22 protein-coding genes are annotated in these 19,884 nt (G+C 61.4%); all 22 read right to left on the reverse strand.

What is annotated here, in order from left to right; all coding sequences use genetic code 11:
• Nucleotides 1–24: 24 nt before the first annotated feature.
• Entirely contained in the window at nt 25–819 is a 795-nt protein-coding gene (locus ACP7B3_RS06105) for a CheW domain-containing protein (RefSeq protein ID WP_426178437.1), read from the reverse strand.
• A complete protein-coding gene (locus ACP7B3_RS06110) occupies nt 819–1,607 on the reverse strand; it encodes a ParA family protein (RefSeq protein WP_014719332.1) in 789 nt (262 codons plus the stop codon). The genes ACP7B3_RS06105 and ACP7B3_RS06110 overlap by 1 nt, the downstream gene beginning before the upstream one ends.
• Before the next feature lie 50 nt (nt 1,608–1,657).
• A complete protein-coding gene (gene motD / locus ACP7B3_RS06115; RefSeq protein ID WP_145158853.1) occupies nt 1,658–2,545 on the reverse strand; it encodes a flagellar motor protein MotD in 888 nt (295 codons plus the stop codon).
• A gap of 28 nt (nt 2,546–2,573) precedes the next feature.
• On the reverse strand, nt 2,574–3,314 hold the full coding sequence (locus tag ACP7B3_RS06120) for a flagellar motor protein (RefSeq protein WP_005790033.1): 741 nt from the start codon (nt 3,312–3,314) through the stop codon (nt 2,574–2,576).
• On the reverse strand, nt 3,314–4,435 hold the full coding sequence (locus tag ACP7B3_RS06125) for a protein-glutamate methylesterase/protein-glutamine glutaminase (RefSeq protein WP_426178438.1): 1,122 nt from the start codon (nt 4,433–4,435) through the stop codon (nt 3,314–3,316). Before ACP7B3_RS06125 ends, ACP7B3_RS06120 begins: the two co-directional genes overlap by 1 nt.
• A gap of 49 nt (nt 4,436–4,484) precedes the next feature.
• Nucleotides 4,485–6,698, reverse strand: coding sequence for a chemotaxis protein CheA (locus tag ACP7B3_RS06130; protein ID WP_426178439.1), 2,214 nt, complete (start codon nt 6,696–6,698; stop codon nt 4,485–4,487).
• An 11-nt stretch (nt 6,699–6,709) separates the two neighbouring features.
• Nucleotides 6,710–7,498 (reverse strand): protein phosphatase CheZ, encoded by a 789-nt coding sequence (locus ACP7B3_RS06135; protein ID WP_145158861.1) that lies wholly within the window; start codon nt 7,496–7,498, stop codon nt 6,710–6,712.
• Between the two features lie 18 nt (nt 7,499–7,516).
• Nucleotides 7,517–7,891 carry a chemotaxis response regulator CheY gene (locus ACP7B3_RS06140; RefSeq protein WP_005790040.1) on the reverse strand — a complete coding sequence of 125 codons (375 nt, stop codon included), beginning with the start codon at nt 7,889–7,891 and terminating at the stop codon, nt 7,517–7,519.
• A 168-nt stretch (nt 7,892–8,059) separates the two neighbouring features.
• A complete protein-coding gene (gene fliA / locus ACP7B3_RS06145; protein ID WP_016973417.1) occupies nt 8,060–8,800 on the reverse strand; it encodes an RNA polymerase sigma factor FliA in 741 nt (246 codons plus the stop codon).
• On the reverse strand, nt 8,797–9,630 hold the full coding sequence (fleN, locus tag ACP7B3_RS06150; protein ID WP_003192912.1) for a flagellar synthesis regulator FleN: 834 nt from the start codon (nt 9,628–9,630) through the stop codon (nt 8,797–8,799). The genes fliA and fleN overlap by 4 nt, the downstream gene beginning before the upstream one ends.
• A 106-nt stretch (nt 9,631–9,736) precedes the next feature.
• Nucleotides 9,737–11,053, reverse strand: a complete 1,317-nt coding sequence (gene flhF / locus ACP7B3_RS06155; protein WP_106576470.1) for a flagellar biosynthesis protein FlhF — start codon at nt 11,051–11,053, stop codon at nt 9,737–9,739.
• Between the two features lie 11 nt (nt 11,054–11,064).
• On the reverse strand, nt 11,065–13,179 hold the full coding sequence (flhA, locus tag ACP7B3_RS06160) for a flagellar biosynthesis protein FlhA (RefSeq protein WP_145159571.1): 2,115 nt from the start codon (nt 13,177–13,179) through the stop codon (nt 11,065–11,067).
• Between the two features lie 461 nt (nt 13,180–13,640).
• Complete coding sequence (locus ACP7B3_RS06165) at nt 13,641–13,844, reverse strand: cold-shock protein (protein ID WP_145158863.1); 204 nt, start codon at nt 13,842–13,844, stop codon at nt 13,641–13,643.
• Between the two features lie 42 nt (nt 13,845–13,886).
• Complete coding sequence (locus tag ACP7B3_RS06170) at nt 13,887–14,087, reverse strand: cold shock domain-containing protein (RefSeq protein ID WP_262208256.1); 201 nt, start codon at nt 14,085–14,087, stop codon at nt 13,887–13,889.
• Between the two features lie 321 nt (nt 14,088–14,408).
• Nucleotides 14,409–15,545 carry a flagellar biosynthesis protein FlhB gene (gene flhB / locus ACP7B3_RS06175; protein WP_426178440.1) on the reverse strand — a complete coding sequence of 379 codons (1,137 nt, stop codon included), beginning with the start codon at nt 15,543–15,545 and terminating at the stop codon, nt 14,409–14,411.
• A 3-nt stretch (nt 15,546–15,548) separates the two neighbouring features.
• Nucleotides 15,549–16,334 carry a flagellar biosynthetic protein FliR gene (gene fliR, locus ACP7B3_RS06180; protein WP_064453451.1) on the reverse strand — a complete coding sequence of 262 codons (786 nt, stop codon included), beginning with the start codon at nt 16,332–16,334 and terminating at the stop codon, nt 15,549–15,551.
• 4 nt (nt 16,335–16,338) lie between these two features.
• Nucleotides 16,339–16,608 carry a flagellar biosynthesis protein FliQ gene (fliQ, locus tag ACP7B3_RS06185; protein WP_003214552.1) on the reverse strand — a complete coding sequence of 90 codons (270 nt, stop codon included), beginning with the start codon at nt 16,606–16,608 and terminating at the stop codon, nt 16,339–16,341.
• 4 nt (nt 16,609–16,612) lie between these two features.
• Complete coding sequence (fliP, locus tag ACP7B3_RS06190; RefSeq protein ID WP_106576465.1) at nt 16,613–17,356, reverse strand: flagellar type III secretion system pore protein FliP; 744 nt, start codon at nt 17,354–17,356, stop codon at nt 16,613–16,615.
• A complete protein-coding gene (fliO, locus tag ACP7B3_RS06195) occupies nt 17,356–17,796 on the reverse strand; it encodes a flagellar biosynthetic protein FliO (RefSeq protein ID WP_064453452.1) in 441 nt (146 codons plus the stop codon). Before fliO ends, fliP begins: the two co-directional genes overlap by 1 nt.
• A 1-nt stretch (nt 17,797) precedes the next feature.
• Nucleotides 17,798–18,265, reverse strand: coding sequence for a flagellar motor switch protein FliN (fliN, locus tag ACP7B3_RS06200; protein WP_057700902.1), 468 nt, complete (start codon nt 18,263–18,265; stop codon nt 17,798–17,800).
• Nucleotides 18,266–18,299: 34 nt separating this feature from the next.
• The gene (gene fliM / locus ACP7B3_RS06205; protein ID WP_010166091.1) at nt 18,300–19,268 is read right to left on the reverse strand and encodes a flagellar motor switch protein FliM; all 969 of its coding nucleotides are present in this window, start codon (nt 19,266–19,268) and stop codon (nt 18,300–18,302) included.
• Between the two features lie 9 nt (nt 19,269–19,277).
• Nucleotides 19,278–19,778 (reverse strand): flagellar basal body-associated protein FliL, encoded by a 501-nt coding sequence (fliL, locus tag ACP7B3_RS06210; protein ID WP_106576463.1) that lies wholly within the window; start codon nt 19,776–19,778, stop codon nt 19,278–19,280.
• Nucleotides 19,779–19,884: the final 106 nt, after the last annotated feature.

Below are 19,884 nucleotides of genomic sequence, written 5' to 3' on the forward strand. Positions count from 1 at the left end.
TTGCATGCGGGCCTTATTGTTCAATCAACTGCGTTTGTTCTGTGGCATCGCTTTTACCGCGCCGCTGGCGATCAACTCAGCCAGCTCGGCGACATCGAGCAACGCGCACATGTGTTCAATCACGGTGCCGGCCAACCACGGCCGTTGGCCCCGGTGGCTGCGCCATTTGATTTCATTGGGGTCCAGGCGCAACGAGCGGCTGACTTGATGCACCGCCAGCCCCCACTCGTAGCCCTGCACCGAAATCACGTACTGCAAACCCTGGCGGAAGTCATCGCGGTAACGGTCGGGCATGACCCAGCGTGCGGTGTCCAGCACCTTGAGGTTACCGGCCTGGCTTGGCAGGATGCCGAGAAACCACTCCGGTTGCCCGAACAGCGGCGTCAGCTCCTGACCTTCCAGCGAATAGATCGAGCCCAGGCACACCAGCGGCACCGCCAGGGTCAACCCGGCGACGTCGAACAACAGGCATTCGAACGGCTCGGCGGCCCACGCCGGGCGACCATCCGCGGTGACTGGCGGCGGCGTGATGCTCGGCGGCAGGTGGACTTCCACCACCGGCTCGACCACCACGGGCGCCACGACCGCCGGCGCAATCGGCGCTATCGGCTCAACCACAGGCACGAGGTATGCATCGCGGGCTTGTTCTTCGAGCACTGCCAACTGGAACTCATCCAGCGTGCCTTCGGCCTCTACAACCGGTTCAAGCAGCAGAATCGGTTCCGGCAGTTCCTCTTCGGTCGCGTCCTGCAGCAGGGCATCCAGGTAGGATTCCAGCGCCAGTTGCGGCCGGGTCTTGAATTCAACGGGACGGTTCATCACGCCACCTGCGCCACAAGCTGTTGCGACAGCAAATGCTTGAGCAACGCGCGGTACGCCAGCACGCCACGGCTTTTGCCATCGAACTGCGAAGGCGTCAGTCCCGCGCGGCTGGCGTCACGCAGGCGCGTGTCGACCGGGATGTAGCCATTCCAGATGGTGTCCGGGTAGGCATCGCGCAATACCCGCAAGGTGCCAAGGGACGCCTGGGTACGACGGTCGAACAACGTCGGCACGATGCTGAACGGCAGCGCCTGCTTGCGCGAACGGTTAATCATCGCCAGCGTGCTGACCATGCGCTCCAGGCCTTTGACCGCCAGGTGCTCGGTCTGCACCGGGATCACCAACTGCTGGCTGGCCGCCAAGGCGTTGACCATCAGCACGCCCAGCAGCGGCGGGCTGTCGATGATCGCGTAGTCGAAGTCCTGCCACAGCTGCGCCAGGGTCTTGGCGATCACCAGGCCCAAACCGCTCTGCCCCGGCGACTGACGCTCCAGGGTCGCCAGCGCAGTGCTGGACGGCAGCAGGGAAATGCTTTCGTTACTGGTGGGCAGCAGCAATTGCCCCGGCAAGTCGGCAGGCACGCTGCCTTTATGCAGGAACAGGTCGTAGCAGCTGTGTTCCAGCGCATCCGGGTCGTAGCCGAAATAGCTGGTCATCGAGCCATGCGGGTCGAGGTCGACCACGACCACACGCTTGCCCGCCTCGGCCAGCAAGCCGGCTAAAGCGATGGAGGTGGTGGTCTTGCCGACTCCACCCTTTTGATTGGCAACTGCCCAGACTCTCATTCGGTTGGTTCCTCCCGGCAGGCGATGGCGCGACCGAGACATTGCATAAGTTATTGAGCCGGTGACGGAGAATTGACGGCGCTCTGACGAACCGACGGCTTAACGGTTGGCGTAGCAGTTTGTGTGCCAGCCCGCTTCAGTGCCGCATCCGGTGTTGCATTGGCCGTGCCGGTGCCGGTCAGGCTGCGGCGTACATCCAGGTTGCGCGACACCACCAGCACCACGCGACGGTTGCGCGCGCGGCCTTCGGCGGTGGCGTTATTGGCCACCGGCTGGAATTCGCCGTAGCCCACCGACGCCAGCCGACCAGGGTTCACGCCCTGCATCGCGAGCATGCGCACGATACTTGCGGCGCGCGCCGACGACAGTTCCCAGTTGGTCGGGTACTGCGCAGTCGCAATCGGGAAATTGTCGGTAAAGCCTTCCACGTGGATCGGGTTTTCAAACGGTTTGAGGATCGCCGCCACCTTGTCGATGATGGTGAACGCCTGGTCGCTCGGCATCGCATCGGCGCTGGCGAACAGCAGGCTGGAATTCAATTCGATTTCCACCCACAACTCGTTGCCGCGCACAGTCATCTGGTTGGATTTGATCAGGTCGCCAAACGCAGCGCTGATGTCATCGGCAATGCTTTTGAGCGGGTCACTGGTGCCACCGATGCCGGCGGCGGTTTCGTCGCTGTCGTTGACCAGCGGCTTGGCCGGGGTCACGGTCTTGGGCCGCTCTTCGCCAATGGGGATCGGCTTGAGGGCACGGTCGGCGTCGTTGAACACGCCGATCAGCGCCTGGGAAATGACTTTGTACTTGCCTTCGTTGATCGACGAGATGGAGTACATCACCACGAAAAACGCGAACAGCAAGGTAATGAAGTCGGCGTAGGACACCAGCCAGCGTTCATGGTTGACGTGCTCTTCAGGCTCGCGGCGGCGACGGCTCACAAACTCCCTCCTACACAAAGCATGCCCATCAATCCATGAAGCCCTGAAGCTTCAATTCGATGGAGCGCGGGTTTTCACCCTCGGCAATCGACAAGATGCCTTCCAGCAACATTTCGCGGTAACGCGACTGGCGCATGGCAATCGACTTGAGCTTGCTCGCCACCGGCAGCAATACCAGGTTGGCACTCGCCACGCCGTAGATGGTGGCGACAAACGCCACGGCAATACCGCTGCCCAGCTGCGACGGATCGGCCAGGTTGCCCATCACGTGGATCAAGCCCATCACCGCACCGATGATGCCGATGGTCGGCGCGTAGCCGCCCATGCTTTCAAAGACTTTGGCGGCGTTGATGTCGCGGCTTTCCTGGGTGTAGAAATCCACCTCGAGGATGCTGCGGATCGCCTCCGGTTCGGCGCCGTCCACCAGCAATTGCAGGCCTTTGCGCGCGTAGCTGTCGGGCTCGGCATCGGCCACGCCTTCCAGGCCCAGCAGGCCTTCCTTGCGGGCGGTGAGGCTCCAGTTGACCACGCGGTCGATGCCGCCGGGCAGGTCGACGCGTGGCGGGAAAATGATCCACACCAGAATCTGCATGGCGCGCTTGAACGAACTCAGGGGCGATTGCAGCAACGCGGCGCCCACGGTGCCGCCGATTACGATCAGTGCCGCCGGGCCGTTGGCCAAGGCGCCAAGGTGGCCGCCTTCAAGGTAGTTGCCGCCGATAATCGCGACAAACGCCATGGTGATGCCAATCAGGCTCAAGACATCCATCAGAGGCAGGCCTCCACCAGATGCTTGCCGATGTCGTCCAGGCTGTAGACGGCGTCGGCCAGGTCAGCCTTGACGATGGCCATGGGCATGCCATAGATCACGCAGCTGGCTTCGTCCTGGGCCCAAATGGCGCTGCCGCCCTGCTTGAGCAGGCGCGCGCCTTCACGGCCGTCGGCGCCCATGCCGGTAAGCACCACCGCCAGAACTTTGTCGCCGTAGGATTTCGCCGCAGAGCCGAAGGTGATGTCCACGCACGGCTTGTAGTTGAGGCGCTCGTCGCCCGGCAGGATTTTGATCGCGCCACGGCCATCGACCATCATCTGCTTGCCGCCCGGGGCCAGCAGCGCCAGGCCAGGACGCAGGATGTCGCCATCCTCGGCTTCCTTGACGCTGATGCGGCACAGCTTGTCCAGGCGCTCGGCGAACGCTTTGGTAAAGGCCGCGGGCATGTGCTGGATCAGCACAATCGGCGCAGGGAAGTTGGCCGGCAGTTGGGTCAATACCCGCTGCAAGGCCACCGGGCCGCCGGTAGAGGTGCCGATAGCGACAAGCTTGTAGGCTTTGCGCTTGGGCGCAGGCGAATGCGAGCTCGGTGCAGCGGCGCGCACTGGCGGTGCCGCAGGGCGTGCCACGGGCGCAGGTGCCGGGCGCGCAAACGACGACGTCGGCGCAGCAGGCGCTGCCACCGGGGCCGGCGCCGGCGCACTGGACAGGCTGCGACGGTTACTGCGCGAAATGCTGTGCACCTTCTCGCACAGCATCTGCTTGACCTTCTCGGGGTTGCGCGAGATGTCTTCGAAATTCTTCGGCAGGAAGTCCACGGCACCCGCGTCCAGCGCATCCAGGGTGACCCGGGCGCCTTCGTGCGTGAGCGAGGAGAACATCAACACCGGAGTCGGGCAGCGCTGCATGATGTGCCGAACAGCCGTGATGCCATCCATCATCGGCATCTCGTAGTCCATGGTGATCACGTCCGGCTTCAACGCAATGGCTTGATCAATCGCTTCTTTGCCGTTGGTGGCCGTGCCGACCACCTGGATCGTTGGATCGGCGGAAAGAATTTCCGAGACGCGGCGGCGGAAGAAACCCGAATCGTCCACCACCAGGACCTTGACTGCCATAAACACTCCGTTAGGCGGGGCGGGCGTTACCGCCCAAGCCCCACCAGAATCAAATACGCCGTGCGGCGTAACGCTTGAGCATGCTCGGAACATCGAGAATCAGCGCGATCCGACCGTCACCGGTGATGGTCGCACCCGACATGCCCGGGGTTCCCTGCAGCATTTTGCCCAACGGCTTGATGACCACTTCTTCCTGGCCAACCAGTTGATCGACCACAAAGCCGATGCGCTGGGTGCCCACGGACAAGATCACCACATGGCCTTCGCGCTGCTCTTCATGCTTGGCCGAAGCCACCAGCCAGCGCTTGAGGTAGAACAGGGGCAACGCCTTGTCGCGCACGATCACCACTTCCTGGCCGTCCACCACGTTGGTGCGCGACAGGTCGAGGTGGAAGATCTCGTTGACGTTGACCAGCGGGAAGGCGAACGCCTGGTTGCCCAGCATCACCATCAGGGTCGGCATGATCGCCAGGGTCAACGGCACCTTGATGACGATCTTCGAGCCTTGGCCCTTGGTCGAGTAAATGTTGATCGAGCCATTGAGCTGGCTGATCTTGGTCTTCACCACGTCCATGCCCACGCCACGGCCGGACACGTCGGAAATCTCGGTCTTGGTCGAGAAGCCCGGGGCGAAGATCAGGTTGTAGCACTCGGTGTCGGTCAGGCGGTCGGCGGCGTCCTTGTCCATCACGCCACGCTTGACCGCGATATTGCGCAGAATCGTCGGGTCCATGCCTTTGCCGTCATCGGTGATCGACAGCAGGATATGGTCGCCTTCTTGCTCGGCCGCCAGAATCACCTTGCCGTTGCGGGACTTGCCCGAGGCTTCGCGTTCTTCCGGGGTTTCGACGCCATGGTCGACGGCGTTGCGCACCAAGTGGACCAGCGGATCGGCCAGGGCCTCGACCAGGTTTTTGTCGAGGTCGGTTTCTTCACCCACCAGTTCCAGGTTGATTTCTTTCTTGAGCTGGCGCGCCAGGTCGCGAACCAGGCGTGGGAAGCGGCCGAAGACTTTCTTGATCGGCTGCATCCGCGTTTTCATCACGGCGGTCTGCAAGTCAGCGGTGACCACGTCGAGGTTCGACACGGCCTTTTGCATGGCTTCATCGCCGCTGTTCAGGCCCAGGCGCACGAGACGGTTACGCACCAGCACCAGTTCGCCGACCATGTTCATGATGTCGTCCAGGCGTGCGGTATCAACCCGTACGGTGGTTTCGGCTTCACTGGCAGGCTTCTCGGCCACCGGCGCCGCACCAGCCCGTGCAGGCGCCGGGGCGGCTGCGGGGGCTGGAGCGGGTTTGGCGGCGGCCGGTGCGGCGGCTTTGGCTGGCGCGGGTTTCGCCGCGACCGGGGTGGCGGTCGCCGCGGCGGCCGGGGCCACTTCGGTGAACTTGCCTTTGCCGTGCAATTCATCCAGCAAGGCTTCGAATTCGTGATCGGAGATCAGCCCGTCGCCAGCCGGTTCTGCCGGTTCTGCCGTGGCGGCAGGCGCGGCGGCGGTGGCGGCGACTTCCGGCAAGGCTTCGGCCGCAAAGGTGCCTTTGCCATGCAACTGGTCGAGCAACGCTTCGAATTCGTCGTCGGTAATGTCGGTGTTGGCAGACGCCGCCGGTGCTTGCGGCGCAGCGGCAGGTGCCACGGCGTCGGCGGCGAACTGGCCTTTGCCATGCAACTGGTCGAGCAGCGATTCGAACTCGGCGTCGGTAATGTCTTCGCTGGTCGGCGCTGCAGGCGCAGTGGGCGCTTGCGGTGCTTCAGCTTCGGCCTTCACCGCACTGAGGGAGTTGAGCAACTGCTCGAACTCGCTGTCGGTCACATCCGGCTCAGCCTCGACAACCGGTTCAGGCGCCGCTGCCACAGGTGCCGCCGACGTGGCCGGCTCTGCCAGGCGTGCCAGGGCCGCCAGCAGTTCCGGCGTGGCCGCAGTGATCGGTGCACGTTCGCGCACTTCACTGAACATGCCGTTGACCGCATCCAGTGCTTCGAGAATCACGTCCATCAGTTCCGAGTCGACGTGCCGCTCACCCTTGCGCAGGATGTCGAACACGTTCTCGGCGATGTGACAGCACTCCACCAGCTCATGGAGCTGGAGGAAGCCGGCGCCCCCTTTTACAGTGTGAAAACCGCGAAAAATTGCATTGAGCAGGTTCGCATCATCCGGTCGGCTTTCCAGCTCGACCAGTTGCTCGGACAGTTGCTCTAAAATTTCGCCGGCCTCTACAAGGAAATCCTGAAGGATTTCTTCATCGGCGCCGAAGCTCATGTGGGTGCTCCTTAGAAGCCTAAACTGGATAACAGGTCATCTACGTCATCCTGACCTGACATAACGTCTTCACGTTTATCGGCATGAATCTGCGGACCTTCACCCTTGGCGAGATGTTTTTTTGGATCTTTTTCCGAGAGGATCGCTTCGCGGTCATGTTCGATGCCGGCAAAACGGTCTACCTGGCCGGCCATGAGCACCAGTTTGAGCAGGTTGCTTTCCACTTCGGTGACCAATTGGGTCACGCGCTTGATCACCTGACCGGTGAGGTCCTGGTAATCCTGGGCCAGCAGAATGTCATTGAGGTTGCTGGAAACCGTGCGGTTTTCCTGCTCGCTGCGTGACAGAAAAGCGTCAACCCGACGCGCCAATTCACGAAACTCTTCAGCCCCCACTTCACGACGCATGAAGCGGCCCCAGTCAACGCTGAGCGCCTGAGCGTCGGTGGCCATGCCATTGACCAGCGGCGTGGCGTTTTCCACCAGGTCCATGGTGCGGTTGGCCGCCGCCTCAGTCAGCCTGACCACATAGGACAGGCGTTCGGTGGCATCGGTGATTTGCGAAATTTCTTCGGCCTGGGGCATGTGCGGGTCAATCTGAAAATTGACGATCGCACTGTGCAGCTCGCGCGTGAGCTTGCCCACTTCCTGATACAGGCCGCGGTCACGGGTCTGGTTAAGCTCATGGATCAACTGCACCGCGTCGCCGAAGTGGCCTTTTTCAAGGCTTTCGACCAACTGGTGAGCATGCTTTTTCAGGGTCGACTCAAAGTCTCCCTGTGACGTTTCTTTATGCTCCATAGCTCCCCCGTGGCAGCATCAATGACCGATGCGTTCGAAGATTTTTTCGATCTTCTCTTTCAAGGCCAGTGCAGTGAATGGCTTGACCACGTAGCCGTTTACCCCGGCTTGGGCGGCTTCGATGATCTGTTCACGCTTGGCTTCGGCGGTCACCATCAACACAGGCAGGCTGCGCAGTTTTTCATCGGCGCGCACGTGACGCAGCAGGTCGATACCGGTCATGCCCGGCATGTTCCAGTCGGTTACCAGAAAGTCGATGCTCCCGCTGTTGAGGATCGGAATCGCCGTAATGCCGTCATCCGCCTCGACCGTGTTGGTGAACCCAAGGTCACGCAACAGGTTTTTTATGATCCGCCGCATCGTTGAGAAGTCATCAACGATGAGGATTTTCATGTTCTTGTCCAATTCGACCTCCAAGCAGTCTTAAACGCGCCCAGCACCTGGACGCGCCATTTCAATCAACAGGCGTTACACAAAAAGGACTGCCCAGGGCACCACGGTACGAACCCGCGAAGGCATGAAGCCTTCGCGGTAGCGTCTGCAGTGTCCCCACACTGCCTGTCAGCGCGCGCGCCACTCTCCCAATCGCCCCCGCAAGCGGGCTGCGCACTGGCTGTGCAACTGGCTGACACGCGATTCGCTGACCCCCAGGACCTCACCGATTTCCTTGAGGTTCAGCTCTTCGTCGTAGTACAGCGCCAACACCAGTCGCTCACGCTCCGGCAAATTGGCAATCGCTTCCGCCAGCGCGCCCTGGAAACGTTCGTCCTCCAGGTCGCGTGACGGTTCGAGATGAGCACTCGCGCCGTCCTCGTGCAGCCCTTCGTGTTCGCCGTCCTGCAACAGGTCGTCGAAACTGAACAGGCGGCTGCCCAAGGTATCGTTCAAAATCCCGTAGTAATCGTCGAGACTCAATTGGAGTTCGGCCGCAACTTCATGATCTTTAGCGTCACGACCGGTTTTTGCTTCAATTGCGCGAATTGCGTCACTGACCATGCGCGTATTGCGGTGTACCGAACGCGGCGCCCAATCCCCTTTACGCACTTCATCGAGCATCGCGCCACGGATACGGATACCCGCATACGTCTCGAAACTCGCGCCTTTGCTCGCGTCGTATTTGGTCGACACTTCGAGCAGACCGATCATGCCGGCCTGGATCAGGTCTTCGACCTGCACGCTGGCCGGCAGGCGTGCCAGCAAGTGATAGGCAATGCGCTTGACCAGGGGCGCATAGCGCTCGATCAATTCGCCCTGGCTGTCACGCGCCGACTTTTTGTAAAGGTTGTAGCCGCTGGATGTCATAGCACAGGTCCCGCGCTCGTCTGATGCACCAATCGCTCGACGAAAAACTCCAGATGCCCCCGAGGGTTGGCGGGCAACGGCCAAGTATCGACCTTCTGGGCAATAGCCTTGAACGCCAGCGCGCACTTCGAACGAGGGAACGCTTCGTAGACCGCACGCTGCTTTTGCACAGCCTTGCGTACACACTCGTCATAGGGAACTGCGCCTACATATTGTAAGGCGACATCCAGGAAGCGATCCGTGACCTTGGTCAACTTGGCGAACAGGTTGCGTCCTTCCTGCGGGCTTTGGGCCATGTTGGCCAGCACGCGGAAGCGGTTCATGCCGTAGTCACGGTTAAGCAGTTTGATGAGGGCGTAGGCGTCGGTGATCGAGGTGGGTTCGTCGCAGACCACCAGCAGCACTTCCTGGGCGGCGCGCACGAAGCTGACCACGGACTCGCCGATGCCGGCGGCGGTGTCGATCACCAGCACGTCGAGGTTGTCGCCGATATCGCTGAACGCCTGGATCAGGCCGGCGTGCTGCGCCGGGCTCAGGTGCACCATGCTCTGGGTGCCCGAGGCGGCCGGCACGATGCGAATGCCACCGGGGCCTTGCAGCAGCACATCGCGCAGCTCGCAGCGGCCCTCGATCACATCGGCAAGGGTGTGTTTGGGTGTCAGCCCCAGCAGAACGTCGACGTTCGCCAGGCCCAGGTCAGCATCCAGCAGCATGACGCGACGGCCAAGCTCTGCCAGGGCCAGGGACAAATTCACTGACACGTTAGTTTTCCCGACGCCACCTTTGCCGCCGGTCACCGCGATCACCTGTACGGGATGCATGCTGCCCATTTTATTTCTTTACCTTGTCTTGCTTAGACGCAGGCTACATGGCTTGGCCGCGTGAATCGCTTGCAGACCATCGATGTAGATACATTTCATGGTGTTCATCCTGGCCTTAACCGACCCGCTTGGCGGGGTTGTGGTAAAGGTCGGCGAACATATCGGCCATCGCTTCCTCGCTAGGCTCTTCTTGCATTTGCACGCTGACGGCACGGCTGACCAACTGATGACGGCGCGGCAGATGAAGATCATCCGGGATCCGCGGCCCGTCGGTCAGGTAGGCGACCGGTAATTCATGACTGATGGCCAGGCTCAGCACTTCACCCAGGCTCGCGGTTTCATCGAGCTTGGTGAGGATGCAACCGGCCAGGCCGCAACGCTTGTAGCTGTGATATGCAGCGGTAAGAACCTGTTTCTGGCTGGTGGTTGCAAGCACCAGGTAATTTTTTGACTTGATGCCACGCCCGGCCAGGCTTTCGAGCTGCATGCGCAGCGCCGGGTCACTGGCTTGCAGGCCAGCGGTGTCGATCAGCACCACGCGCTTGCGCAGCAGCGGGTCGAGGGCGTTGGCCAGCGACTGGCCCGGGTCAACGTGGGTCACCGTCACATTGAGGATGCGGCCCAGGGTCTTGAGCTGCTCCTGGGCGCCAATGCGGTAGCTGTCCATGCTCACCAGCGCGATATTCTGCGCGCCGTACTTGAGCACATAACGCGCTGCCAGTTTGGCCAGGGTGGTGGTCTTGCCCATGCCGGCCGGGCCGACCATGGCAATCACACCGCCCTCTTCCAGGGGTTCGATTTCCGGCGTCACGATCATGCGTGCCAAGTGCGCCAGCAACATGCGCCAGGCCTGGCGTGGTTCTTCAACTTCGGCGGTCAACGCCAGCAGGTCGCGGGACAACGGGCCAGACAGGCCGATGCGTTGCAGGCGACGCCACAGGTTGGCTTGTTGCGGTTTGCTGCCTTGCAACTGGTTCCACGCCAGCGAGCCCAGCTGCACTTCGAGCAGCTCACGCAGGCCGTTGAGCTCAAAGCGCATCGAGTCGAACACGCGCTGGTCAACTGCGGCAGCCGGGGCCGGCGCTGCAGGACGTGGCGGTTCTTTGAATGTCGGTTCAACCAGCGGCTCGGCAGCGGTCAGCGGCAGGCCGGCGAACAACTGGCGGTTGGTGCTGGCATCGCTGTCGCCACGCATGCTCAATTCAGCCTGGGCCGAGACAATCCGCGAGGCCGTTTTGCGCAGCTCGTCTTCGAGCTCCATGTTCGGCACACGCGGCGCCAGCGCCGAGGGGGTGTAATCCAGGGCAGCCGTCAGCTCGACACCGCCGGCAATACGACGGTTTCCGATAATCGCGGCATCGGCGCCCAGCTCATCACGTACCAGTTTCATGGCCTGACGCATATCGGCGGCGAAAAAACGCTTAACTTGCATAACCCACTACCTCAGCCGTTGGGCCCTACTGTCGCGACAATAGTCACTTGCTTGTTGTCAGGAATTTCCTGATAAGCCAAAACGTGCAAATTCGGCACTGCCAGACGTCCAAACCGCGACAACATCGCGCGGACCGGGCCCGCCACCAGCAGAATTACCGGGTGACCCGCCATTTCCTGGCGCTGCGCGGCCTCAATCAAAGAACGCTGCAGTTTTTCCGCCATGCTTGGCTCCAGCAGAACGCCCTCTTCCTGGCCTTGTCCCGCCTTCTGAATACTATTGAGCAATATTTGTTCCAACCTTGGCTCCAAGGTGATCACAGGCAGCTCAGACTCAATCCCTACAATGCTTTGCACGATTGCACGGGACAATCCGACCCGCACCGCCGCCACCAGCGCGGCGGTATCTTGACTCTTGGCGGCGTTGTTGGCGATGGCCTCGGCGATGCTGCGAATGTCGCGCACCGGCACCTGCTCGGCGAGCAAGGCCTGCAACACCTTGAGCAATTGCGACAGCGACAGCACGCCAGGCACCAGTTCTTCGGCCAGTTTTGGCGAGGCTTTGGCCAGCAACCCCATCAATTGCTGGACTTCCTCGTGGCCGATCAGCTCGTGGGAGTGCTTGTACAGGATCTGATTGAGGTGCGTGGCGACCACCGTGCTGGCGTCTACCACGGTGTAACCCAGCGATTGCGCCTGGCTGCGCTGGCTGACTTCGATCCACACCGCTTCCAGGCCAAAAGCCGGATCTTTGGCGGTTATGCCGTTGAGCGTGCCGAACACCTGGCCGGGGTTGATCGCCAGTTCGCGGTCGGGGTAGATCTCGGCTTCGGCGAGGATCACGCCCATCAGGGTCAGGCGGTAGGCGCTGGGGGCCAGGTCGAGGTTGTCGCGGATGTGCACGGTCGGCATCAGGAAGCCCAGGTCCTGGGACAGCTTCTTGCGCACGCCCTTGATCCGCGCCAGCAATTGGCCGCCCTGGTTGCGGTCCACCAGCGGAATCAGGCGGTAGCCGACTTCCAGGCCGATCATGTCGATCGGGGTCACGTCATCCCAGCCAAGCTCTTTGGTTTCCTGGGCGCGGGCCGGCGACGGCAGCAGGTCCTGCTGGCGGGCGATTTCCTGCTGGGCCTGCACCTTGACCTGGTTTTGCTTGCGCCAGAACAGGTATGCACCGCCGGCGGCCATGGCCGCCATGCTCAGGAACGAGATGTGCGGCATGCCCGGCACGATGCCCATGATCGCCATGATGCCGGCGGCCACGGCCAGCGCCTTGGGCGAGGCAAACATCTGGCGGCTGATCTGCTTGCCCATGTCTTCGGAGCCCGAAGCACGGGTCACCATGATCGCGGCGGCTGTGGATAACAACAGTGATGGCAATTGCGCCACTAAACCGTCACCGATGGTCAGCAAGGCGTAGACCTTGCCCGCATCGCCGAAGGTCATGCCGTGCTGGAAGATACCAACCGCCATGCCGCCGATCAGGTTGATGAACAGAATCAACAGGCCGGCGATGGCGTCACCGCGCACGAACTTGCTCGCACCGTCCATGGAACCGTAGAACTCGGCTTCCTGGGCCACTTCCAGACGGCGGGCCTTGGCCTGGCCCTGGTCGATCAGGCCGGCGTTGAGGTCGGCGTCGATCGCCATTTGTTTGCCGGGCATCGCGTCGAGGGTAAAGCGCGCGCTCACCTCGGAGATCCGCCCGGCGCCCTTGGTCACCACCACGAAGTTGATGATCATCAGGATCGCGAACACCACGATACCGACCACGTAGTTACCGCCGATCACCACTTCACCGAACGCCTGGATCACCTTACCGGCGGCGGCGTGGCCGTCCTGGCCGTGGAGCATCACCACCCGCGTGGACGCCACGTTCAGCGCCAGGCGCAGCAGGGTCGCGATCAGCAGGATGGTGGGGAATACCGCGAAATCCAGCGGCCGCAGGGCGTACACGCAGACCAGCAGCACGACGACGGACAGGGCAATGTTGAAGGTAAAAAACACGTCGAGCAGGAACGGCGGCATCGGCAACATCATCATTGCCAGCATCACCAGCAACAACAACGGCACACCCAGGTTGCCCCGCGACAGATCAGTCAGGGTGCCACGGGCCGTGTTGAGCATTTGAGAGCGATCTACCACCGGTATTCCTCGTGTTCCTTGAAGCAAAGTTTTGACGCTGAAGCGCGTCCTGGAGGCGGTATTGCAAGAAGCCTTCCAACTTTTGCATTGAGGCTCAGATGACCGAACAAACGACCGCGCCTACCGGGTGTAAATCGGTTCAACTGTGGGAGCGGGCTTGCTCGCGAAGGCGGTGTGTCAGTCAGCGATAGTCCAGCTGAACCACCGCTTTCGCGAGCAAGCCCGCTCCCACAGTTGGATCTGTGTGCCTCTGCTGCTAACGAGGCAATTCCGACAATATTTGGGGTTGCCCCTGCGATTTCGCTTTTGGTCCGGAAGGGTCACAACGAGAAGGCGCGCCGGGTATTGCGCAGTTGATTGAGGTCGGAAGGTTAAGGGCCTAGCGCGTGCTGGACTGCACTGCTCGCCCCTGCGCTCTTGCGCAGGCGCGAGCAATAAACTGCCTAGAGAACTTCGACCTTTTCGGCCTGTGGCCCTTTCGCCCCCTGAGCGACGTCGAACTTTACTTTTTTACCTTCCTCAAGGGTCTTGAACCCTTCACTGACGATGGCCGAAAAGTGAACGAACACGTCAGACCCGCCCCCATCCTGAGTAATGAAACCAAACCCCTTCTCCGCGTTAAACCACTTCACTGTGCCTGTTGCCATTGCCGCTCTCCTTACATCGGGTTCCATGACCCGCACGGGTCGCTAGATAATCTTGATATGCGACGCGAAGATGCCCTTGGGCCGATGGATCCTCGCGAATTGCACGCGCAGGCCCGCTTTCAACCAAACCCCGCACGAACTTTTGAGATCCACCTGCACCGGCTCATCGCCGCCATCCAGTGCAATCAAGCCTTCCCCGGTTTTCCGGCTATAAGATTTGATCGTGCCCGTTACCGCTTCCATTACCGCTCCCTCTGCATCTCTACGACGACCTGTGTGCAGTGTGCTGCCATGGAACCGCGAGCAGGCGGCGCTGGCTACTGTCAGAGTTGACAGGTAGACAGGGGTTAACGACGAGTGGTAGCGGACGGGCCGGCGCAAGTACCGTGGCGAGCAGAAGATTTTGTGGCGAGCGGGCTTGCCCCGCGCTGGGCTGCGAAGCGGCCCTAAAACCGAACGCTGCGGTGGGTCTGAGAGAACGCGGTGGGCCTATTGGGGCTGCTGCGCCGCCCAACGCGGGGCAAGCCCGCTCGCCACGAGAAGCAGCTCGCGACCAATTCAGGATCAGGAATCGCGGCGCAAATCCGCCGGGATCGGCAGATCCTTGAGCGGCTCAGGCCGCTTGCCCTTGCCCGCGCGGTATTGGCGGATCTGGTAGACATAGGCCAACACCTGCGCCACGGCCAGGTACAAGCCCGCCGGGATTTCCTGGTCGAGGTCGGTGGAATAGAAGATCGACCGCGCCAACTCCGGCGACTCCAGCAACAGAATGTCGTTGGCCACGGCGATTTCGCGGATTTTCAGCGCGGTAAAGTCGCTGCCCTTGGCCAACAGCATCGGCGCGCCGCCCTTCTCCGGGTCGTACTTGAGGGCCACGGCGTAGTGAGTCGGGTTGGTGATGACGACGTCGGCATCCGGCACTGCCGCCATCATCTTGCGCTGGGACATTTCGCGCTGCAGCTGGCGAATGCGCTGCTTGACCTCGGGGCGACCTTCCTGATCCTTGTGCTCGTCGCGCACTTCCTGCTTGGTCATCAGCAGCTTCTTGTGGCTTTCCCACAGCTGGATCGGCGCATCCACGGCGGCGATGATGATCAACCCGCAGGCCATCCACAGCGCGCTCCAGCCCACCACCTGCACGCTGTGGATGATCGCCGACTCCAGCGGCTCATGGGCGATGCGCAGCAAGTCGTCGATGTCGGACGACAACACCGTCAGCGCCACAAACAGAATCAGGATGAACTTCGCCAACGCCTTGAGCAGTTCCACCAGCGCCTTGCTGGAAAACATGCGCTTGAGCCCAGCCGCGGGGTTCATCCGGCTGAACTTGGGCGCCATGCTGCCAGCGGCAAACAGCCAGCCGCCCAGGGACACCGGGCCGATCAACGCGGCCAGCAACAAGGTGATGAGCACCGGCTGCACCGCCAGGATCGCGATTTTGCCCGAGTGCAGCAGGTACTGGCCCATGGCGCCGGGGCTGAGCAGCACTTCGCGCGGCAGCGAGAAGTTGAGTTTCATCAACTCCATCATGTCCAGCGCCAGACCGCCGCCGTAAATCAGCAGGCCACCGGCGCCGGCCAGCATGACGGCGAGGGTATTGAGTTCTTTGGAGCGGGCAATCTCACCCTTTTCCCTGGAGTCCTTTTTGCGTTTGTCCGTGGGGTCTTCTGTTTTGTCCTGACCACTCTCGCTCTCGGCCATGGCTCAACGCGCCCGTGCCAGATCACGTAAGAACTGCAAGGCGTCGGTCGCCAGCGGTTGATACTGATTGAGAATGTCGGCCATGCCGATCCAGAAAATCCCCATGCCCAACACCAGGGTCAGCGGGAAACCAATCGAGAAAATGTTCAGTTGCGGCGCCGCGCGCGTCATTACGCCGAACGCGATGTTGACCACCAGCAGCGCGGTGATCGCCGGCAACACCAGCAACAGCGACGCGCCCAACACCCAGCTCAGGCGCCCCACCAGTTCCCAGAAGTGACTGACCACCAACCCTGAGCCCACCGGCAAGGTGGTGAAGCTTTCGGTCATGACCTCAAACACCACCAGGTGGCCGTTCATGGCCAGAAACAGCAAGGTCACCAGCATGGTCAGGAATTGCCCGATCACCGCCACCGACACGCCGTTGGTGGGGTCGACCATGGACGCAAAGCCCATGCCCATCTGAATCGAAATGATTTGCCCGGCGATCACAAACGCCTGGAAGAACAATGTCAGCGAAAAGCCCAGCAGCGCGCCAATCAATATCTGCTCGGCGATCAGCAGCAAGGCACTCAGGTCCAGCGCGTTCACCGGCGGCATCGGCGGCAGGCCGGGCACGATCACGACGGTAATGGCGAAGGCGAAATACAGGCGGATACGCCGCGGAACCAGGGTGGTGCCGAACACCGGCATGGTCATCAGCACCGCCGTGACGCGGAACATCGGCAAGATGAAAGACGCCACCCAGGTGCTGATCTGGGTGTCGGTCAATGCCAGCACAGATTGCATGGGGTCAGCCGATCAACTGCGGAATACTGCCGTACAGCTGCAGGATGTATTCCATGAAAGTTTGCACCAGCCACGGGCCGGCGACGATCAAGGTGATCAGCATCACCAGCAACCGCGGGAGGAAGCTCAAAGTCTGTTCGTTGATCTGCGTGGCCGCCTGGAACATCGCCACCAGCAGGCCGACCAACAGGCTCGGCACCACCAGCACGGCGACCATCATGGTGGTCAGCCACAGCGCTTCACGGAACAGGTCGACCGCTACTTCTGGGGTCATGGCGCTACACTCCGCCGAAACTGCTGGCCAGCGTGCCAATAATCAGCGCCCAGCCGTCCACCAGCACAAACAGCATGATCTTGAACGGCAACGAAATAATCAGTGGCGAGAGCATCATCATGCCCATGGCCATCAGCACGCTCGCCACCACCAGGTCGATGATCAGGAACGGGATGAAGATCATGAAGCCGATCTGGAACGCGGTCTTCAGCTCGGAAGTGACAAACGCCGGCACCAGGATGGTCAGCGGCGCCTGATCCGGCGTGGCGATGTCGGTGCGCTTGGACAAGCGCATGAACAGCTCAAGGTCGCTGGAGCGGGTTTGCGACAGCATGAAGTCCTTGATCGGGCCCTGGGCTTTGTCGATCGCATCCTGGGCGCTGAGTTTTTCCGCCAGATAGGGTTGCAGGGCTTGCTGGTTCACCTTGTCGAACACCGGCGCCATGATGAACAACGTCAAGAACAGCGCCATGCCGGTGAGGATCTGGTTCGACGGCGTCTGCTGCAGGCCCAGGGCCTGACGCAAAATCGAAAAGACGATGATGATCCGCGTAAAGCTGGTCATCAGCATGACAAACGCCGGGATAAAACTCAGCGCGGTCATGATCAGCAGGATCTGCAGGCTGACCGAGTATTCCTGGGCGCCGGCGGCGTTGGTGCCCAGCGTGATCGCCGGGATCGACAACGGGTCGGCCGCAAACGCCAGCGGCGCGGCCAGCAACAGCATGAGCGTCAATAAAACGCGCATTACTTCTTATCCTTCTGATCCTTGCCCAGCAACTCCATCAGGCGCTGGGCGAATTCTGGCGTGGCGGCCTCGGTTCTGGCCACTTCCACCGGCGACTTGAGCACATGCAGCGGGGTGATACGGCCGGGCGTGATGCCGAGCAGAATCTGCTCTTCGCCGACTTGCACCAGCACCAGACGATCACGCGGGCCGAGGGCGCGCGAGCCGATCATCTCGATGACCTGGCCATTGCCCGGGCCGATGCGCTGCACGCGGCGCATCAACCAGGCCAGCACGAAAATCAGACCGACCACCAGCAACAGGCCCAGCACCAGCTGGGTCAATTGCCCGCCGATGCCGCTGCTGACCACGGGCGCCGCAGCCGCCGCTTGCGCAACCGGCTCAGCCGCCAGGGCGCTCAATGGCAGCGCCAGAAACAGTCCCGCCATCGAATACTTCATATCAGCGCAACTTCTTGATGCGTTCGCTTGGGCTGATCACGTCCGTCAGGCGGATGCCGAACTTCTCGTTGACCACCACCACCTCGCCGTGGGCGATCAGGGTGCCGTTGACCAGCACGTCCAGCGGCTCGCCGGCCAGGCGGTCGAGTTCGATCACCGAACCCTGGTTGAGCTGCAACAGGTTGCGGATGTTGATTTCGGTGCTGCCCACTTCCATGGAAATCGACACCGGGATGTCGAGGATCACATCCAGGTTCGGGCCGTCGAGGGTCACCGGGTCGTTGTTCTTCGGCACGCTGCCGAATTCTTCCATTGGCAGGCGCTTGCCGGCCGGCGCGGTGGCGGCGTCGGCGGCCAGCAGCGCGTCGATGTCGTCCTGGCCGACATCGCCGGTTTCTTCCAGCGCTGCAGCCCACTCGTCAGCCAGGGCCTGGTCTTCGGCGGAAGTGTTTTCGTGTTCGGTAGCCATTACATGTCCTCGGCGAAGCAAAAATAATTGGTGATCAGCGGCGGTTGATCGGTTCGATCACTTGCAACGCCAGGTTGCCTTTGTGCGAACCCAGCTTGACCTTGAACGACGGCACGCCGTTGGCACGCATGATCAGTTCTTCCGGCAATTCCACGGGAATCACGTCCCCCGGCTGCATGTGCAAAATATCGCGCAGACGCAGCTGGCGACGGGCCACGGTGGCGCTCAGCGGTACGTCGACGTCCAGCAGGTCTTCGCGCAGGGCCTTGACCCAGCGCTCGTCCTGGTCGTCCAGGTCGGACTGGAAACCGGCGTCGAGCATTTCGCGCACCGGCTCGATCATCGAGTACGGCATGGTCACGTGCAGGTCGCCGCCACCGCCATCGAGTTCGATGTGGAAGGTGGAGACCACAATGGCTTCGCTGGGGCCGACGATGTTGGCCATGGCCGGGTTCACTTCCGAGTTGATGTACTCGAAGTTGACTTCCATGATCGCCTGCCAGGCTTCCTTCAAGTCGATGAAGGCCTGCTCCAGCACCATGCGCACCACGCGCAGTTCGGTCGGGGTGAATTCACGGCCTTCGATCTTGGCGTGACGGCCGTCGCCGCCGAAGAAATTGTCCACCAGCTTGAACACCAGCTTGGCGTCGAGGATGAACAGCGCGGTGCCGCGCAACGGCTTGATCTTGACCAGGTTGAGGCTGGTGGGCACGTACAGCGAGTGCACGTACTCGCCGAACTTCATCACCTGCACGCCGCCCACCGCCACGTCCGCCGAACGGCGCAGCATGTTGAACATGCTGATACGGGTGTAGCGGGCGAAACGTTCGTTGATCATTTCCAGCGTCGGCATGCGTCCACGGACGATGCGATCCTGGCTGGTGAGGTCATAACTTTTGACGCTGCCGGGTTCGGCAGCCATTTCGGTCTGTACCAGACCATCGTCGACGCCATGCAACAGCGCGTCGATTTCATCCTGGGACAGCAGGTCTTGCACGGCCATGTCGTGATCCTACTGCAATACGAAGTTAGTGAAGAGCGCCTGCTCGACCACGACTTTGCCAAGCTCTTTCTGGGCCACTTCCTGCACGCTGGCAGTGACCTTCTGGCGCAGCATTTCCTGGCCCACCGGCGTGGCCAGGCTGTCGAAGCTCTGCCCGGAGAACAGCATCACCAGGTTGTTACGGATCACCGGCATGTGCACTTTGAGCGCATCCAGGTCCGCCTGGTTACGCGCCAGCAAGGTGATGCTCACCTGCAGGTAGCGTTGACGGCCGTTCTGATTGAAGTTGGCCACAAAGGCCGGCAGCATCGGTTCGAAGATTGCCGGTTGCTTGACGTTACTGGCGGTTTCGGCGGCGGGTGCCGGTTTGCTTGCACTGCTGTGCATGATGAACCAGGTGCCGCCAATCGAGGCGCCGATGGCCAGGAGCAGGCCCAGCACGATCAGCAGGATAAGCTTGAGCTTGCCTTTGCCTGCGGGTGGAGTTGCTGCGTCGTCGCTCTTCGCCATGCCAATAATCCGTCACTATTCTGGAATTCATAGATCTACGGAAAGGCAAGAGCAAGTGTTATGCCAGAGTTGTCTGGTAATCGGGGAAGCGAGAACACCACGAACC

Origin of the sequence: Pseudomonas sp. TWRC1-2, from assembly GCF_049896685.1 — a bacterium.
In the GTDB taxonomy this organism is placed as follows: domain Bacteria; phylum Pseudomonadota; class Gammaproteobacteria; order Pseudomonadales; family Pseudomonadaceae; genus Aquipseudomonas.

Coding starts and splice junctions, on each gene's coding strand:
- ACP7B3_RS06105 (WP_426178437.1), bottom strand. CDS start 819: ATGAACCGTCCCGTTGAATTCAAGACCCGGCCGCAACTGGCGCTGGAA.
- ACP7B3_RS06110 (WP_014719332.1), bottom strand. CDS start 1,607: ATGAGAGTCTGGGCAGTTGCCAATCAAAAGGGTGGAGTCGGCAAGACC.
- ACP7B3_RS06120 (WP_005790033.1), bottom strand. CDS start 3,314: ATGGATGTCTTGAGCCTGATTGGCATCACCATGGCGTTTGTCGCGATT.
- ACP7B3_RS06125 (WP_426178438.1), bottom strand. CDS start 4,435: ATGGCAGTCAAGGTCCTGGTGGTGGACGATTCGGGTTTCTTCCGCCGC.
- ACP7B3_RS06130 (WP_426178439.1), bottom strand. CDS start 6,698: ATGAGCTTCGGCGCCGATGAAGAAATCCTTCAGGATTTCCTTGTAGAG.
- ACP7B3_RS06135 (WP_145158861.1), bottom strand. CDS start 7,498: ATGGAGCATAAAGAAACGTCACAGGGAGACTTTGAGTCGACCCTGAAA.
- ACP7B3_RS06140 (WP_005790040.1), bottom strand. CDS start 7,891: ATGAAAATCCTCATCGTTGATGACTTCTCAACGATGCGGCGGATCATA.
- fliA (WP_016973417.1), bottom strand. CDS start 8,800: ATGACATCCAGCGGCTACAACCTTTACAAAAAGTCGGCGCGTGACAGC.
- fleN (WP_003192912.1), bottom strand. CDS start 9,630: ATGGGCAGCATGCATCCCGTACAGGTGATCGCGGTGACCGGCGGCAAA.
- flhF (WP_106576470.1), bottom strand. CDS start 11,053: ATGCAAGTTAAGCGTTTTTTCGCCGCCGATATGCGTCAGGCCATGAAA.
- flhA (WP_145159571.1), bottom strand. CDS start 13,179: ATGCTCAACACGGCCCGTGGCACCCTGACTGATCTGTCGCGGGGCAAC.
- ACP7B3_RS06165 (WP_145158863.1), bottom strand. CDS start 13,844: ATGGCAACAGGCACAGTGAAGTGGTTTAACGCGGAGAAGGGGTTTGGT.
- ACP7B3_RS06170 (WP_262208256.1), bottom strand. CDS start 14,087: ATGGAAGCGGTAACGGGCACGATCAAATCTTATAGCCGGAAAACCGGG.
- flhB (WP_426178440.1), bottom strand. CDS start 15,545: ATGGCCGAGAGCGAGAGTGGTCAGGACAAAACAGAAGACCCCACGGAC.
- fliR (WP_064453451.1), bottom strand. CDS start 16,334: ATGCAATCTGTGCTGGCATTGACCGACACCCAGATCAGCACCTGGGTG.
- fliQ (WP_003214552.1), bottom strand. CDS start 16,608: ATGACCCCAGAAGTAGCGGTCGACCTGTTCCGTGAAGCGCTGTGGCTG.
- fliP (WP_106576465.1), bottom strand. CDS start 17,356: ATGCGCGTTTTATTGACGCTCATGCTGTTGCTGGCCGCGCCGCTGGCG.
- fliO (WP_064453452.1), bottom strand. CDS start 17,796: ATGAAGTATTCGATGGCGGGACTGTTTCTGGCGCTGCCATTGAGCGCC.
- fliN (WP_057700902.1), bottom strand. CDS start 18,265: ATGGCTACCGAACACGAAAACACTTCCGCCGAAGACCAGGCCCTGGCT.
- fliM (WP_010166091.1), bottom strand. CDS start 19,268: ATGGCCGTGCAAGACCTGCTGTCCCAGGATGAAATCGACGCGCTGTTG.
- fliL (WP_106576463.1), bottom strand. CDS start 19,778: ATGGCGAAGAGCGACGACGCAGCAACTCCACCCGCAGGCAAAGGCAAG.